This is a genomic window from Streptomyces sp. NBC_00316, assembly GCF_036158715.1.
Taxonomy (GTDB): domain Bacteria; phylum Actinomycetota; class Actinomycetes; order Streptomycetales; family Streptomycetaceae; genus Streptomyces.
In genome coordinates, this window is the sequence record NZ_CP108023.1 from 6,114,139 (window position 1) to 6,128,356 (window position 14,218).

The window sequence follows — 14,218 nt, forward strand, 5'->3', positions numbered from 1 at the left end:
GCGACGGGTCTGCCCGGCAGGCCGGAGAGAGTGGGCCATGAGCAAGGGAAACGAAACCAAGATCACGGACGAGCTGTACGCGTACATGCTGGCGCACAACCCGCCGCTCGACGCGGTACAGCGCGACCTCGTCGAGACCACGTACACACGCCTTCCCGAGCAGGCCGGGATGCAGTCCGCCGAGGAGCAGGGCCCGCTGCTCGCCTTCCTGGTACGGCTGACGGGCGCCCGGCACATCGTCGAGGTCGGGACGTTCACCGGGTTCTCGGCGCTGGCCATGGCGCAGGCACTGCCCGCCGACGGGCGGCTGATCGCCTGCGACATCTCCGAGGAGTGGACCGCCTACGGTCGACAGGCGTGGGAGAAAGCAGGCGTCGCCGACCGGATCGAGCTGCGCATCGCCCGCGCACTCGACACCCTGCGGGCGATGCCGTCCGAGCCGCACATCGACCTGGCCTATCTGGACGCGGACAAGGGCAACTACATCCCGTACTGGGAGGAGCTGGTGCCCCGGATGCGGCAGGGCGGGCTGATCGTCACCGACAACGTGCTGTTCCACGGCGGCGTGACCGATCCGGGGGCGACCGGGGGAGCAGCGGCGATCAAGGAGTTCAACGACCATGTGGCCGCCGATCAGCGGATGGACAGCGTGATGCTCACGGTGGCGGACGGGCTGACCCTGTCCCGCAAGCGGTGACGACCGGGCGGCCTTTGCCGGGCACCGGCCGCCCGGCCCGGGTCAGCCGCAGCAGCCCCCACCGCAACAGCCGCCCCCGCCGCCACCCGACGGTGCGGCGGGCGCGGACTTGGCCGACCCCCCGCCCACGGCCACGGTGGAGAGGAGCTTCACGGTGTCCTCGTGCCCGGCGGGGCAGGAGGCAGGGGCCGAGGACTCGGCCATCGGACGGCTGAGTTCGAACGTGTCTCCGCAGGAGCGGCAGCGGTATTCGTAACGAGGCATGCGCCCAGGCTATCCGGCAGCCGTGACGGCCACCGCGCACTACGGCTCCTGCCGGGCGACCGGCATCGACGAACCCCGGTCGCGGTGCAGTTCCCTGGCGGCCTCTTCGGGATGGCGGGCGCGCCAGTACGGATTGTCGTGCGGGAGCCCGCCGCTGACCCTTCCGTACATCCCGAACATCATCAGCATCAGCCCGACGACAAAGCTGAACAGGACGTTCTGCATACGGAACGCAAGGAAGTTGAAGTCGGTGTCGAGCAGCGCGAGATTGACGAAGCCGCTGAGGATGAACGCGATACCCAGAACCATGTTGAGCGTCGAGGCGAAGTTGCCGCCGATCACCATCCCGACGAACAGGAGCAGGCCGACGCAGATGGAGAGGACGCTGAGCGACCCGTTGGTGTTCAGGCCCGCGACGGTGGCGTCGCCCGTGTCGAAGAAGCCGATCTTGTTGATCAGTCCCAGGATGCCGAAGGCCAGCAGCACCAGCCCCATCAGCCCCGCCCCTACGCGGTAGACGCTGCTGAGCCGGTGATCGACCGGGAGATGATCGTCGAGCCGGGCGGCTCTGCTGCGCGGTGCGGGCTTCCGTACACGTCGCCGCGGGGGATGCACTGCATGGGTGGCCATGGTGTTCTCCTTCGCGATACCACCAGGATCCGCCCCGCGCACGGCGGCGACAACTCGGCTCAGCCGCCCGAGCCCCGCTCCTCCCGGATCTCGGAGACCACCCGCGCCGCCGTCCGCCGCACGGCTTCGGTCTCGGTCAGAAAGTGCCAGTAGTCGGGGTGGCGCCCCTCCAGTCCGGCGATCGCGCGCTCCAGCCGGGCCACGGCGTCGTCCAGCGGCCGGGCATGACGCGGCTCGGGCGTATTGCGCCCCGCCATGGCCAGGCGCTGGGCGTCCCGGATGGCGAACCGGGTCCGCTGGATCTCCTGCTGGGGGTCCTTGGCCACGTCGTCGAGACGGCGCAGCCTGTCACCGGCCGCGGACACGGCCTCGTCCGTCGCGTTCAGCAGGGCCCGTACGGTGGACAGCCGCGACGTCGCATCGGCCCAGCGCTGCTCGTCCCGCGCCTTCGCGGCCTCCTTGAGCTTTTCCTCGGCCTGCCGCACATTGACCGCGGCCTGCTCCGGCACGGACTGGAGGTCCTGCCAGCACGCGGCCGTGAAGCGCCGCCGCAGCTCGCTCAGCACCGGTTCCACCGAGCCCGCGCGGGTCGTCAGCGCCTCGGCCCGGGTACGCAGCGACACCAGCCGGTGGTCGATCTCGGCAGCGCGCCCGGGAAGCTGCGCCGCCTCGGCCCGCAGGGCTTCGCCGGCGCGCAGCACCTGGTCGGCGCGTTGCAGCGTCTCCGGTACGCCGTGCTGTCCGGCGCCCTGGTTGAGCTTGGTCAGTTCGGGGGCGAGCGCCGCCAGACGCGCGGCGAGATCGTCCGCCCGCAGTCCGGACGCGCGCACCGCATCGAGAGCATTGCTCGCGCCGAGGAGCGCCTGCCGGGCCCGCTCGACGGCGGGCGCGAGCCGGGCCAGCTGCGTCTCGGCGTTCCCCAGCAGCGGGCCGAGTCCCTGCGCGAACCGATCCAGCTCGGCCTTGACCCGCACGAGCTCGTCCTTGGCGCCGGTCAGCTCCGTGCGGGCACGCGAAGCGGCCGCCGACTCAAGATCGTCCCGGTCGAGGTCATGGGCGTCGACCGCCGTAATGTACGCATGGCTGGCCTCGTCGATCCGGCGCCCCAGCGCGGCGAAATCGTCCGCGGCCTTCCGCGCGGCGGGCGAACTGTCCACCGCGGTGATCGTCTCGATGGAGATCCGCAGATCACGCTGAGCCGAGTCCAGCTCGTAGAAGGCCTCCGCGGCCGCGTCCTTCGCCGCCTGCGCGTCGGCGCGCTGGCTCTCCCCGCGCCCGCCGAACCAGCGCCGCGTACCACCACCGGCGAAGGCGGCCGGCAGCGCGGCCGCGAGCAGCGGCACCGGAAGCAGCATCAACCCGAGGACATCCCTGACGGCGGTTCTGCCACCCGCTCCTGCCTGCGGCCGCGCGTGTGTCGCCGTCACATCCCTCTCCCGTGCCGTATCGCCCTGCCCGGTTCATTCTCCCACCAGGTAAGGACGAACACACGGGCCGGTTAGTTCACACTTCGCGCTGTGATTTCCCCGTTGTCGCCGCGCGTCCGCAGCACATGCGGACTGCTGCCGCTGCTTGCAGGCACGGCGCCGGGCGGGGACGGGGACGGACCGCCCGGCGCCGGGGCAGGGGAGTCACTCCCGTACCGGCATCGGGTACCTGCTGAAGGACGGGGTCGGACAGGCCGAGGAGTTCGTGGACACGCCGTGCGAGGTCGCGGACGGCGGTACGGTCATCGACGCCGAGGCCGTACGCCAGTTGCTGCGCCGCCGCCGCGACCCGCCGGAGCGGCTCACCCCGCGGGAGCGGGAGATCCTGGCCCTGATCGCGGACGGCAGGTCGAACGGGGCGATCGCCTGGTGAACCGGTGGTGTCCGAGGAAGCCGTGGGCAAGCACATCAGCAGCATCCTCACCAAACTGGACCTGCCGCCGGCGGACGACACCCATCGCAGGGTGCCGGCGGTCCTCGCCCACCTGCGGGCCTGACCCGGAGAAGCCGCTCCCTTCCCGGGTGTTTCGGGGAGTTGCGGGGACGGGCTTCGCGTGCCGGCCCGGGTATCACAGGGCGCTCCGGGGAAGGGCCCGGCGTGCCCGCGCCCGCTTCGACGCGCACACGGGCCGGTCAGTTCGCGCTGCGCACCGTGATGCGACCGTTGTCGCTGCGCGCCTTCACCACATGAGGGCTGCTGTCGCTGCGCGGCACCTGCACCGAAACGTCCCCGTTCCCGGAGGCGGCAGTCACCGCGTACGCCGCCGCCCCCTTCGGCAACTCGACCGTCACCTCGCCGTTGTCGGTGATGCTGTCCACCAGATCCGGCACAACGGTGAACCCGAGCCGGATGGCTCCGTTGTCCGACTGCGCGGAGACGGACCTGCTGGAGATCCGCTCCGCGACGACGGCCCCGTTGTCGGTCTCCAGCTTGAGCCGCCCGCTTGAGTCACGTACGGTCACCTGCCCGTTGTCGGACTGGACGGTCAGAGGAGCGTCGAACCCGGAAGCGACGACGTTGCCGTTGTCACCGTCCACCGTCACCGCGACCCCACGCGGCACCTTCACCTGATGCCGGGCGGCGCAGTTGCTGATCATCGCCGAGCACTTCACCCGGAGCGTGAGCGTGCCGTCCCGCATCGTCCACCGGGCATCGGGCCCGCTTCCGAGGACCACCCATCCGTCGACGCGGCGGGTCACCTCGATGCTGTGCACATCGGCCGGTACGAGCTCCACATCCGTATCACCGGCATCGATCCTCAGGGACTTCCCCCCGAACGCGAACGACTTGTGCTCGACCGGGGCACTGCCCACGTCCGTACCACCGCAACCGGAGAGACAGAGGCCCACGACCACAGCCCCGACGGACGCGACGAGCGCGCGCGCGGGCGTGCGGGTGGCAGTGCTGGTGCTGGTGTGGAGTGCCACGGCGATCGATCCCCCGTCCGGCCCGGGGGGGCTCTCCCACCGGTGTGCGTCCACCGTAGGGAAAGCGGCGCCGGGCGAGAATCCGGGCGGCCACCGGATGCGGGGTGGGGATATCCCCCGGTGTCCCACAGGCCCGAGGAACCGTTTGTGAGCATGGGCCATGGGCCATGTAGGCTGTTCCTTCATCCACGGGTGCGTAGCTCAGGGGTAGAGCGCTGCTCTTACAAAGCAGATGTCGGCGGTTCGAAACCGTCCGCGCCCACCAGCAGGAAGCACGACAAAGGCCCAGGTCACCGGCATCGAACCGGGAGCCTGGGCCTTGATCGTTCCTCCGCCATTCCGGCGGGGGAGCGGCGTCGTGCCACTCACGTGCCAGATGCCTCCTCCGGACCATCACCGGCGGGCTCAGCCGAGCGGACCTTTTTGATCTGCTCATCGACATGAGCGGCGATCGCATGGTCCCGTCCCTTGACCAGGTGCTGATGGGTCAGCGCGGCCGGCTTCTGCTGATCGTGGCCGGGCTGGCAGTGTTGGCGACCAACCCGGCCCGACAGCGAGCCGCTTCCCACTTGGTAACGCAATCAATTCCAGGACGTGCTGTGGAGCGGACGCCCCGGACCGTGGCCCGGTGCCACGGTCCGTACCGGCGGTGCAGCGCTCCGGTGGTCAGCGGGATGGTTCACCGTCCCCCAGGCGTGCGCGAGTCCGGCGGCCCACAGTTGGTCGACACTCGAGCGCTCGGTGGCGTTCGGATAGCGGTTGGTGCAGGACGGGCCGGGGCCGCCGCCCGACATCAGCTCACTGCACGGCCCGCTGTAGTCGTCCGGCAGGCCCAGCACGTGCCCGGTCTCGTGGGTGACGACGCGGACCGAGTCGTTCTGCTGGTTCTGGGCGTAGTCAAGGAAGATGTTGCCGCCTCCGTGGCCGTTGGTGGTGGCGTAGGAACCGCGCGGGTAATTGCCCTCGTGGTAGGAGAAGTCGGCACCGCTCGAAGCCTCCTGGAGCTTGACGTTGGACTCGGAGCTGTTCCAGATCGAGGCCGCGCTCGATATCTGCGATCGGAAGCTCGGTGCCTGGGAGGCGTTGTAGTAGACGGTCACCGCCTGCGCGTTGGGCTGGGCGGCGCGCTTTTCGGCGACCGACTTGAGCACAGCCTCGAAGAACGCCTTGTTGTTCGCGGCCTCCTCAACCGACCCGTTGTAACGCGCCACGGAGGTACCGGAAGCGGACGGGGTGGCGGCCGTCTGGGCGCTCGCCGGCACCGCCGCGCCCACCGCGCTGGAGGCCAGACCCAGGCCGAGAGCGAGGGCGAGGAGTCTCGCGGACGTTCGGGACGACTTCATGTGGGGGCTCCTACTCACTCGGTGACGCCGAGCGCCCGGTGCGCGGTCGACCTGCGTGAACACCGGTTCCGAACTGCAGCGACGTCCTGTGGGTCGTCATTCTTAGGACGGCTCGACAGGGAGCGCAATGAGTCCCGCCACTACGTCGCCTCGTAGCTCCCAGGGCCTCGCCAGGGCAGTGCGCGGGCCTCCAGTCCGCACATGGCGGCGGGAGGAAAAGCTGTCGCGACGTCAGAAGCCTTACATCACAGGGCAGCGGCCGGGCGGGTCGAACGGGCAGAAGTCCGGGACGCGCGGCAAAATCACCATCTAGGTCAAAACGGGCAAATAGTCAGATATCTGCCACACCGCGTCTACTAAGTACGTCGGTTGGTTGCCGGAGCGCTGTGACCGACGTCATAAAATATGGGCTTCCGTCTCTTTCGCGCTCCACCGGCCCCGAGTCGCCCCCCCCAGGGAGTCACCCTCGGCGCTGGGCAGCACCCCTCACCGCTGAGTTGCGGCCGCTCAGTCCTGATCAGGATGGAAGCCGGGCCCGCCGTGCAGCCCGGCGAGCGGCGTGGGGGAGAAGAGGTCAAGCGCAGGGCATTGAGGGGATTTTGCAGCCAGGGTTTGGTATTGACCGATTGGCCACCATGTGGCCGGTCCGCAGTTCTACCTGTCACGACCGCCTCTGTTCCTGAACCCTGCGCAGGTCACGCCGAATCCTGTAGCAACGGCTGCATTCGGTCTCTACAGTCGCCACATGGCCACCGAGGACGAGAGCCCAAGTCCGCCCGACATCACCGTGATGCTCAAAGAGCAACCACTGCCTGCAAGGCAGCACGCGACGCCATCGCCGCCGGCGGCGAGGTGGTGCTCTACGACGGACAGCCGCCACAGTGGATGGTCGTCGGCATCGCTGCGACAAGGCTGAAGCGGTCGTTGAAGATCGGCCTGACGGCCCTCGGCCTCGACGAGACCGTTGAGATCCTCCGCGCTCGGCACCGCGACGAGCAATTGCGCACCGGCAACATCGTCGCAGCAGACCGATCTTGGTTCTTCACCCTGTACTTCGACTCCACCGGGACCGAGCTCTTGGCATGCAGTGGCCTCAAACGAGCGTCCCTCGCAGGAGAATGGTCAGGAGCTCCAGCTGTAGAGGCCGCCACCCGTGTCCATCGCAGACGCCGCAAGCCGGGCAACTCCCTGCAGGACCGCCAGTAGATCATCGTCGGTCATGTCGTCCCCGTCCTCAGACCGGACCCGCGTGGTCCAGCGGCCTGCAAGCTCTTCCAGCTCGGTGGAGCTCGCGTTGGCCAGCGCCCCGGTCCACCGCTGCGGCAGAGCGAACACCTCAACGCCGTCGTTCAAGGCTCCTCGCTCCGCTCGTCGCGCGCTCCCCGGCTCACCGCCGGGGCCCTGCGCTCCTAATGGCGTCGTAAGACGTTGGTCTTGATTCTGCTGGCGAACGTCTTGAGTGAGCTGGCATGCGGTGATCCGTAGCCGCTCCTGAGGCCTGACCTCCCGAGACAGAGTCGGCCCCGCGTGCCGGTTCGTTCGTTCTTCATCGTGCGGAGGGGGCAGGGACGACCCGCGCGCCTGCCTTCGTCCCGCGCGGACCGCCCCGGCCCCGATGTAGCGTGCTCGCAAGGGCGGCACAGGGGGGAGCACAACGTGAGCCGCAGACGGTACGTGGCCAGAGGGGTCCCAGGCGGCTTCCGCATCTGGGACAACAAGGGGCGCCGGCGGTGGGGCGACCACTGCGAACTCTCCCCTGATGATCTCCTCACTGAACTGGACGGCGGCGCCAACTACACGCAGATCACGGCTCTCCTCGAGCGGTACAGGGCCCAGAAGCGCTGAACCGCCGTGCCCAGCACGTGCCCGATCAGTACGAAGCTTCGAACACCTAGCCCGCTAGGGATCACGGAACTAGTCCACCCCCGACGACCGGGACGCTTTGACTCTGCTCAGGCGACTGCGGCACCGAAACGTTCCGGGTGTGCCACCTATCGGACCTTATCTTTGTGATAGACCAATATTTGGCTGGATACACCACGAGGAACATCATCAACGTGTACAGGGGCGCAAACAATGGTGCCGCGAAACGTTCGATGAGACTGAGCCCTGGCCTAAGAATTCACGACAGGGATGGCGCCGCTCCACTGGCCGCCGGCACCACGCGGGTCAGTCTTCGGCTTCGGCCACTGGCTTCTGCCATGGCCACCGCCCGGTGATCTCGAGCTCGAGAGAAAAGCTGAGGAAGGTCCGGATGCCCACGATCACGGCCAGCACTCCGACGCTTGCGTACGTCGGTGCGACGGCGACTGTACGGATGATATCGCCGGCTACGAGGAACTCCAGCCCCAGCAGGATCGACCGCCCGACGCGACGGCGATAGCCGCGGTACACACCCGCCTGTCGGCGACTGAGCCGGATAGCCGCGAGAACGGTCGCAAAGAGCGTTCCCACGACTATGATGGCTACGCCGGCGGCGTCAACGGCTCGACCGACCAGCTCCACGATGTCCTGGAACTCCACAGTATTCCCTCTCGCGCCGACCCGAATCCGCTCGTTTGTGGTCCACAACCTCTGTTGCTACCGACACGTCGTTCCGAGCACCGGCTACAGTCGGGCTAGACGTGTTTCCACGGCACTCTCCGCGCAGTAGACCGGCGACCGTCGACGGCGCCTGTTGAAGGCGTAACTATCGGACGGACGCGAGCGCTATTTCCCGGCTGCGAGCTCCTCAGTGCATTCGATCGAGTACTTCGTCAGTCGACAGCAACGCATGGGCGAAGAAGCGGTAGTTGATGATGGCCGCCTGATAGCCGTCGCCCCAGACCGGGTGCCGGGGTCCAGCTGTTGCATCCCTGACCACGGCGACCTCAAATCCCTCCTCGATTAGGTGACGCATGTGGGACTCGACGCACATGTTCGCCAGCATCCCTCCAAGAATAATCCTTTGTATTCCCCGCTTGCGCAGTTGCAGTACCAAATCGTTGGTTTCCGGTCCGAATACCTTGTGCGGGCTGGCGACCACCGTTCTGCCGTCTTCGATATAGGGCTTGAAGCGGTCCAGCCAGTCTGCCCCGGAGTTTCGGAACCCGGTCAGATCGAGCTGTCCCGTCCGTGCGAACGTGTGGGTCTCGAGCTCGCTTGTCTCGAGCGGCCCGTTCATCCGCCATCCGTTGTCGGTCGGGTAGAAGTAATGGGGCGAGATGAAGACCTCGTATCCGCCCGCCTTAGCCGCCTCGAAGATTCTCTCCATATTCTCGACGGTCCTGTTCTCTGTGACGCTCGCTCCCACCGCGTCCCAGTTCGCTCCGCCCTCGCTCAGCACGTCGTTCTGGGGGTCAATGAACACAACCGCCGTGTCGGTCTTCTTGATTTCCACCTGGCGCTCCTCACGCGATAACAAACCACTGGCGTGACAAGTATTCGGTACAGCGGATGTCCTTCCGAATCACATTCCGGTCCGGTGACGCGAGCTCTCTTCCTGAGCCGGTGTGGATTGTTCCGACACCAAGCAACATCACTCGAGTGCCGTGCTCACCTTCGGGGTGTGTGCCTTGAGGAGGCGCTGTCCCGGTCATTCGGCCCTCCGCTCCACTGTGCCCCATCGCGGGGCGTTCTGCAGCGGTGGTCAGGCCGGACCAGTAGCCTGTGACCAGCGGCCACGAACGGCCCGCGCAGACGGCCGAGGACCCCTAGAAACCGCCCTGATGGGGGCGGGGCCTTTGTCGCCCCCAAGGGCGTGAGTGACATCCACGGCTGACATCAACGTCGAGGAACATCAGTGGTCCGGGGCAGTCAGACGTGACCGTTCCCTTCCGCGGGGAAGCGCCTCCAGGCGACCCGCGATCGAACTCCTGAAGCGGATGTCGAGCAGGCTGGGTCGCCACTTGCTGGATGGACTCCATGATTGTGGGCCAGGGCAGCTCTCGAACTTCTGGTCCCTGGCGAGGTTCATACAGTGGCCAGACGTCAGGGCCGTAGACAAGGTCCACGTTCGCCTTCCGCAGTGTCTCGAGGTGCCACTGCCATGCCGGATGTCTCGCGTGAGCTGCGTTGACCCGGGGGAACACCACGACGCGGACGCCGGTCGTGCCGAGCGCCTCGTTCACCTGTGTAAGGGCTTGGTTGTCCGAGACACCCGTTGCGAGCTTGGCGATGTAGTTCGCGCTTGCCGGGGCCACTACGTAGCAGTCGGCAACAGGGTGCGGGCGAGGCTCAGTCGGCAGGCGAGGCGTATCCCGTACTGGCAAGCCGGTCAGTTTCTCCAGCCGGTCCGGCTCGCCGTTCGCCTCAGCCATCGGCCGGCATTCGGCGTGAGGGTCACGGCCACCTGCCAGTCGAGGGCGATGGCTGGCTCCACCGGTCCGGTGCGCAGCGTCTCGATTCCATCGGCTGCCGTACCCACGACTGCCAGCACGCCGCGACTGCCTATGCTCACCGTTCCACCGCCCCGTATTGCTCCGCCCCCAGGGCCAGCAGTACAGCGGAGAAGTACAGCAACCACACCGACTGCCACCAACCTTGGCTGATCCCTACCACCCGTGTTGTCGGGCCGACAGGTCTCAGTGACCGTGGTGCCGATAGTTCCGGCCCCGGGGAACAACCGAACAACCGTTGGCGCTAGAGCACGTTCATTGACCGGCGTGCGTGCGGATGAGGAGCAGGGCGATGTCGTCATAGCGGGGCGCGGATTGTTCGGCGTGGTGGAGGAGGACATCGGCGAGGGCGTCGAGGTTCTCGGGTTCCGCTGCTGCCAGGTGGCTGGCGAGCGTGTCGGTGGAGACGTCGATGTCGGTGCCGGGGGTTTCGACGAGTCCGTCGGTGTACAGGGCGAGGACGGCGCCGGGAGGGAGGGGGATCTCGGTGGTGGGGTAGTCGGCGTCCGGGTCGATGCCCAGCAGCAGCCCTGGCGGCACGCGGAGGGTGTCGGTGTGCCCGTCGGGGTGGCGGAGCAGGGCAGGGGGGTGTCCGGCTGTGGCGAGAAGCGCACGGTGGTGGGTGTGGTCGAGGTGGGCGATGAGGCAGCTGGCGAACAGGCCGGGGTCGAGGTCGACCAGGAGGCGGTTGGTGGAGGCGAGGACCTCGCCGGGGGAGGCGCCGGTGGTGGCGTAGGCGTGGACGGCGGTGCGGACCTGTCCCATGAGGGCGGCGGCGGTGGTGTTGTGGCCTTGCACGTCGCCGATCACCGCGGCGGCCGTTGTAGGTGTGCAGATGATGAGGTCGTAGAAGTCGCCGCCGATGTCTATGCCGTGACCGGCTGGGCGGTAGCGGGCGACGACGTCAAAGCCGGGCAGGCGCGGCAGGGTGTGGGGCAGCAGTCCGGTCTGCAATGAGCGGACGAGAGTGTAGTTGGCGTCATAGAGGCGGGCGCGGTCCAGGGCCTGGGCAATGAGTCCGGTCAGCGACATCAGCATGGCCCGTTCGGCGGGCGGGAACGGGCGGGGCAGGTCGTAGGCGAGGACCAGGGAGCCGACCGAGCACCCTGACACGATCAGGGGGAGGAAGGCCCAGGCTGCCATCCCGTCCTGGTGCACGGCAGGAGGGTAGGCCCTCTTGAGGTCGGCGAAGGTGGTGAAGAAGCTGGCCACACCGGTGGTGATGACACGCGCGGCGGGGGTGTCGGAGGTCAGGGGCGCCGCGTCGAAGCGGTCCATCAGTTCCAGGCTGTAGCCGCGGTAGCCGGTGATCCGCAGCCGTCCGTCCTTCACGGCGAGAAGAGCCAGCGCCTTCGGGCCGAAGGCCGGCACGATCTGGTCGGAGGCAAGCTCGACCACGTCCTGCACGCTGGCGGCCTCGGCAAGGGCGGTGGCGAGGTGCGTGAGGTGGTACAGCCCCGTCGCGCCGACGAGCCCAACGGGGGAAGGGGCCGCGGCCTCTTCCGTCGTGGCAGTCGGGTCCCCGCCGGTGAGGGTGATGTGGACGCTGATGCCGCTGTCGTGCGGATAGAGCCGGAAGGACAGCCGGATGTCGGGTGGACGGCTGGCGGTGAAGGAGGTGGTCTGCTGGCAGACCACCGCCTCCCGGTATCGATCTTCGAACACCGGGTCGTACAGCCACCAAAGTACCTCCCATGGGCGCTTGCCCAGCAGGGAGGCGGCATCGGCACCGACCAGTTCGGCGCCGGCGGGGTTGATGTAGATGAGCCGGCCGTCCAGGTCGAGCGCGCAGCAGCCCACCGGCAGCCGCTCAGTACAGTCCAGGGCGGCCATGGCCTGGGCCCAGTCGGCCTCGGGGGAGTGCAGCGCAGGCAGCAGACGGGGCTCGTCGGCGGGCCCCAGCGGACGGCCGCTGGCGGCGGCCTGTTGCAGGAGCGGGGCCGCGCGCCGGCAGCAGGCGGTGATCGTCTCCTGCTCGGCCGCACTGAGCTGCGCCGGGTGCGAGACGGGCCACAGCAACACGATGCCGCCCCACACGGTGGTGCCGTCGGTGACCGGGGCTGCGGCGACCCTGAAGTCATACGGCAGGACGATGCTGATCCGGGGGTAGCGGCAGGCGATCTCCTCCTGGCTGCCCAGCCAGACCAGGCGCCGCTGGCGCACGGCGTCCGCCACCGGGATCGCCGCATCAACGGGAACACGGGCCCAGGGAGCGGCGATCTCCCGGGACATCCCGGAAGCCAGCACCAGCCGCAGCACCCGCTCCCCCGGCGGCAGCAGAAACACCAGCCCCACCGATGCGCCGGTATCCCGCATGACGTCGGCCAGGACCGCATCCAGCAGCCCCTCTCCGGAGCCATTGGCATCTGCGGGGACCGCGGGACCCGGCACGGCCGTCACCCGCCCCGGCCGGCAGGCGCGGCACTGCGGTTGCGCCCGAAGCGGCTGCGGGCCGCCTCGGCGCTTATCCCCAGCCCCGCACCGATCTGCGCCCAGCTCGCCCCGGCCTGCCGATCCGCCAGCACCGCCGCGCGGACCAGCTGTCCAGCCAGATCAGACACCTGGGCCACGGCAGCGCAGTTCCATCCCACAGGCGAACCCGGTGGTGGCGGCACTACGGGCAGCCGCACGACGCGTGAGACCTGCAGCAGCAAGACCTCACCGACCGCGGCCACCCCTTTCCGCGCGGGCGCTGCCTCCCGCCAACGGCGCCGGGCCCGCCAGGCCGCCTGCCGGTGCGCCGGCCCGCAGTACCGGCGCCCGCGGCCCGCAGCCTCCGGCAGCCCCGCACCGCACCAGTCGCACCTCACGTCACCCATATACGGACAATATGCCCGTCCTCCTGTGACGGCACCCCGTCCCGACCCCAGGGGAGGGACGTAGCAGCGCGCAAGAGCGTGGGCGGCCGACAGCCCCCAGCGACCGTCATGCAGGTAGTTCGCATCGAGTGGCTTCTGGCGCTCTACATGTACTCGGCGAGGAACTGCGGCCGGTACTGCTGCTGATGCTGGTCTAGTGCCTGTCGGAGCATGGTGGCCCCGTGCGGGACACGGGTGCTGAGCTGGTTCCAGCCTTCGAAGCGTAGATGGTCTGGGATCTGGACCAAGCCGGTGATCGCATCCCAGAAGGCGGCCCAGTTGAGACCGTAAAAGCCAGGGAAGCGGAGTGCCTGCGCAAGTACTGCATGCAGTTCGCGCTCGTCGGTCGCAGTACTGACGTCGATGGTGAGCATGCTTGCGATCCTTGCAGGTGTCAGCAGAGGCGTGCGTGCCAGATCCGTGCCAGGTAGAGCGGTCAGCCACGGACAACGGGAGCGAATGACAGTGCGGTCGCATGGCTGCCGGGCAGCACAGTCATACGCGCGGTGACCAGCAGCGACACTGCGGTGGTCGGCGCCAGGCTTACAAAGCAGATGCCGGCGGTTCGAAACCGTCCGCGCCCACCAGCAGGAAGCACGACCCGAGCGGTGCCATGACCAATCCTCACAGTCGGTCGTACAGTGGCGCGCTCCACCTTGACGCCCTGAACCACGCCCGCTCCACAGTGTGTGGGCCGAAGGCGGACGGGATGGGAGCTGGGGTGAGTGGTGGGTTGAGGAAGCGATGCGGCGTCCGCCGACCGCGCGGTAACCTCCCGGCGGAGGAGTGTCATGACAGCGTGGATCATGTTGGCCTGCGGATGCTTGATTGCAGCCGGGGGAACGTTGACCTTGAGCGGTTGGAGAGCAGCGCAGTACCGGCATCCCCGGAAGGCTGGTTGGGGTGCCATCGCGATGGGCGGCGGCCTGGCCTTGAACGGAGTACCAAGGCTGGTCGGATGGTCCTATGAAGCGGCCGCGGACCTCGCCACGGTAGCCCTGATTCTCGTCGTGCTCGGCGCGGTGCTTCAGGTCCTCGGCAGGCCCGTGAGAGCCCGAAGCACTACAAACGGGGATACGGACGGAGGTCGAGGGAAGCCCGATTCCTGACAACAGCGCCTGACACCAACCGGCAC

The 14,218-nt window shown here is 68.2% G+C and carries 16 protein-coding genes, 1 tRNA gene and 1 pseudogene; 4 read left to right on the plus strand and 14 right to left on the minus strand.

The annotated features are described in order from the left end of the window. Positions 1-37: 37 nt before the first annotated feature. The gene (locus OG878_RS27140) at positions 38-697 is read left to right on the plus strand and encodes an O-methyltransferase (protein ID WP_328889194.1); all 660 of its coding nucleotides are present in this window, start codon (positions 38-40) and stop codon (positions 695-697) included. Positions 698-739: 42 nt separating this feature from the next. Here OG878_RS27140 and OG878_RS27145 read toward each other — a convergent pair whose 3' ends face one another. From OG878_RS27145 to OG878_RS27155, 3 genes are read right to left on the minus strand one after another with little or no spacing between them, the layout of a single operon-like run. Next, a complete protein-coding gene (locus tag OG878_RS27145) occupies positions 740-961 on the minus strand; it encodes an FmdB family zinc ribbon protein (RefSeq protein ID WP_328889195.1) in 222 nt (73 codons plus the stop codon). 39 nt (positions 962-1,000) lie between these two features. Further along, positions 1,001-1,591, minus strand: a complete 591-nt coding sequence (locus OG878_RS27150) for a DUF4383 domain-containing protein (protein WP_328889196.1) — start codon at positions 1,589-1,591, stop codon at positions 1,001-1,003. A 59-nt stretch (positions 1,592-1,650) separates the two neighbouring features. Continuing rightward, a complete protein-coding gene (locus OG878_RS27155) occupies positions 1,651-3,018 on the minus strand; it encodes a hypothetical protein (protein ID WP_328889197.1) in 1,368 nt (455 codons plus the stop codon). A gap of 214 nt (positions 3,019-3,232) precedes the next feature. Between OG878_RS27155 and OG878_RS27160 the strand changes: the two are divergent. After that, positions 3,233-3,575: pseudogene (locus tag OG878_RS27160) on the plus strand (LuxR C-terminal-related transcriptional regulator); the annotation flags it as partial. 136 nt (positions 3,576-3,711) lie between these two features. Here the strand turns inward: OG878_RS27160 and OG878_RS27165 are convergent. Continuing rightward, positions 3,712-4,506 (minus strand): DUF4097 family beta strand repeat-containing protein, encoded by a 795-nt coding sequence (locus OG878_RS27165; RefSeq protein ID WP_328889198.1) that lies wholly within the window; start codon positions 4,504-4,506, stop codon positions 3,712-3,714. 190 nt (positions 4,507-4,696) lie between these two features. Between OG878_RS27165 and OG878_RS27170 the strand changes: the two genes are divergently transcribed. Continuing rightward, positions 4,697-4,771, plus strand: a tRNA-Val gene (locus tag OG878_RS27170). 100 nt (positions 4,772-4,871) lie between these two features. On the opposite strand, the gene OG878_RS27175 is transcribed toward OG878_RS27170, so the two are convergent. The 4 genes from OG878_RS27175 to OG878_RS27190 all read right to left on the minus strand — a co-directional run bounded on the left by OG878_RS27175 (position 4,872) and on the right by OG878_RS27190 (position 7,202). After that, a complete protein-coding gene (locus OG878_RS27175; protein ID WP_328889199.1) occupies positions 4,872-5,075 on the minus strand; it encodes a hypothetical protein in 204 nt (67 codons plus the stop codon). A 12-nt stretch (positions 5,076-5,087) separates the two neighbouring features. After that, complete coding sequence (snpA, locus tag OG878_RS27180) at positions 5,088-5,849, minus strand: snapalysin (RefSeq protein ID WP_328889200.1); 762 nt, start codon at positions 5,847-5,849, stop codon at positions 5,088-5,090. 732 nt (positions 5,850-6,581) lie between these two features. After that, the gene (locus OG878_RS27185; protein WP_328889201.1) at positions 6,582-6,848 is read right to left on the minus strand and encodes a hypothetical protein; all 267 of its coding nucleotides are present in this window, start codon (positions 6,846-6,848) and stop codon (positions 6,582-6,584) included. Positions 6,849-6,971: 123 nt separating this feature from the next. Continuing rightward, complete coding sequence (locus OG878_RS27190; RefSeq protein ID WP_328889202.1) at positions 6,972-7,202, minus strand: hypothetical protein; 231 nt, start codon at positions 7,200-7,202, stop codon at positions 6,972-6,974. A 303-nt stretch (positions 7,203-7,505) separates the two neighbouring features. Between OG878_RS27190 and OG878_RS27195 the strand changes: the two genes are divergently transcribed. Next, complete coding sequence (locus OG878_RS27195; RefSeq protein WP_328889203.1) at positions 7,506-7,694, plus strand: hypothetical protein; 189 nt, start codon at positions 7,506-7,508, stop codon at positions 7,692-7,694. A 324-nt stretch (positions 7,695-8,018) separates the two neighbouring features. On the opposite strand, the gene OG878_RS27200 is transcribed toward OG878_RS27195, so the two are convergent. From OG878_RS27200 to OG878_RS27225, 6 genes are all read right to left on the minus strand, one after another. Beyond that, entirely contained in the window at positions 8,019-8,372 is a 354-nt protein-coding gene (locus OG878_RS27200) for a DUF1622 domain-containing protein (protein WP_328889204.1), read from the minus strand. 208 nt (positions 8,373-8,580) lie between these two features. Beyond that, positions 8,581-9,228, minus strand: a complete 648-nt coding sequence (locus OG878_RS27205) for a cysteine hydrolase (protein ID WP_326601879.1) — start codon at positions 9,226-9,228, stop codon at positions 8,581-8,583. A gap of 313 nt (positions 9,229-9,541) precedes the next feature. Further along, positions 9,542-10,147: a flavoprotein gene (locus OG878_RS27210; protein ID WP_328889205.1), complete on the minus strand. Its 606-nt coding sequence runs from the start codon at positions 10,145-10,147 to the stop codon at positions 9,542-9,544. Positions 10,148-10,480: 333 nt separating this feature from the next. After that, positions 10,481-12,616 carry a SpoIIE family protein phosphatase gene (locus tag OG878_RS27215; protein ID WP_328889206.1) on the minus strand — a complete coding sequence of 712 codons (2,136 nt, stop codon included), beginning with the start codon at positions 12,614-12,616 and terminating at the stop codon, positions 10,481-10,483. A gap of 5 nt (positions 12,617-12,621) precedes the next feature. Continuing rightward, positions 12,622-12,786, minus strand: coding sequence for a hypothetical protein (locus tag OG878_RS27220; protein WP_328889207.1), 165 nt, complete (start codon positions 12,784-12,786; stop codon positions 12,622-12,624). Between the two features lie 401 nt (positions 12,787-13,187). After that, positions 13,188-13,457 (minus strand): barstar family protein, encoded by a 270-nt coding sequence (locus OG878_RS27225; RefSeq protein WP_328889208.1) that lies wholly within the window; start codon positions 13,455-13,457, stop codon positions 13,188-13,190. Positions 13,458-14,218 lie beyond the last annotated feature (761 nt).

Bases quoted from the DNA above. Each gene is read 5' to 3' on its own strand.
- OG878_RS27140 (WP_328889194.1), top strand. From the start codon at position 38: ATGAGCAAGGGAAACGAAACCAAGATCACGGACGAGCTGTACGCGTAC.
- OG878_RS27145 (WP_328889195.1), bottom strand. From the start codon at position 961: ATGCCTCGTTACGAATACCGCTGCCGCTCCTGCGGAGACACGTTCGAA.
- OG878_RS27150 (WP_328889196.1), bottom strand. From the start codon at position 1,591: ATGGCCACCCATGCAGTGCATCCCCCGCGGCGACGTGTACGGAAGCCC.
- snpA (WP_328889200.1), bottom strand. From the start codon at position 5,849: ATGAAGTCGTCCCGAACGTCCGCGAGACTCCTCGCCCTCGCTCTCGGC.
- OG878_RS27210 (WP_328889205.1), bottom strand. From the start codon at position 10,147: ATGGCTGAGGCGAACGGCGAGCCGGACCGGCTGGAGAAACTGACCGGC.
- OG878_RS27225 (WP_328889208.1), bottom strand. From the start codon at position 13,457: ATGCTCACCATCGACGTCAGTACTGCGACCGACGAGCGCGAACTGCAT.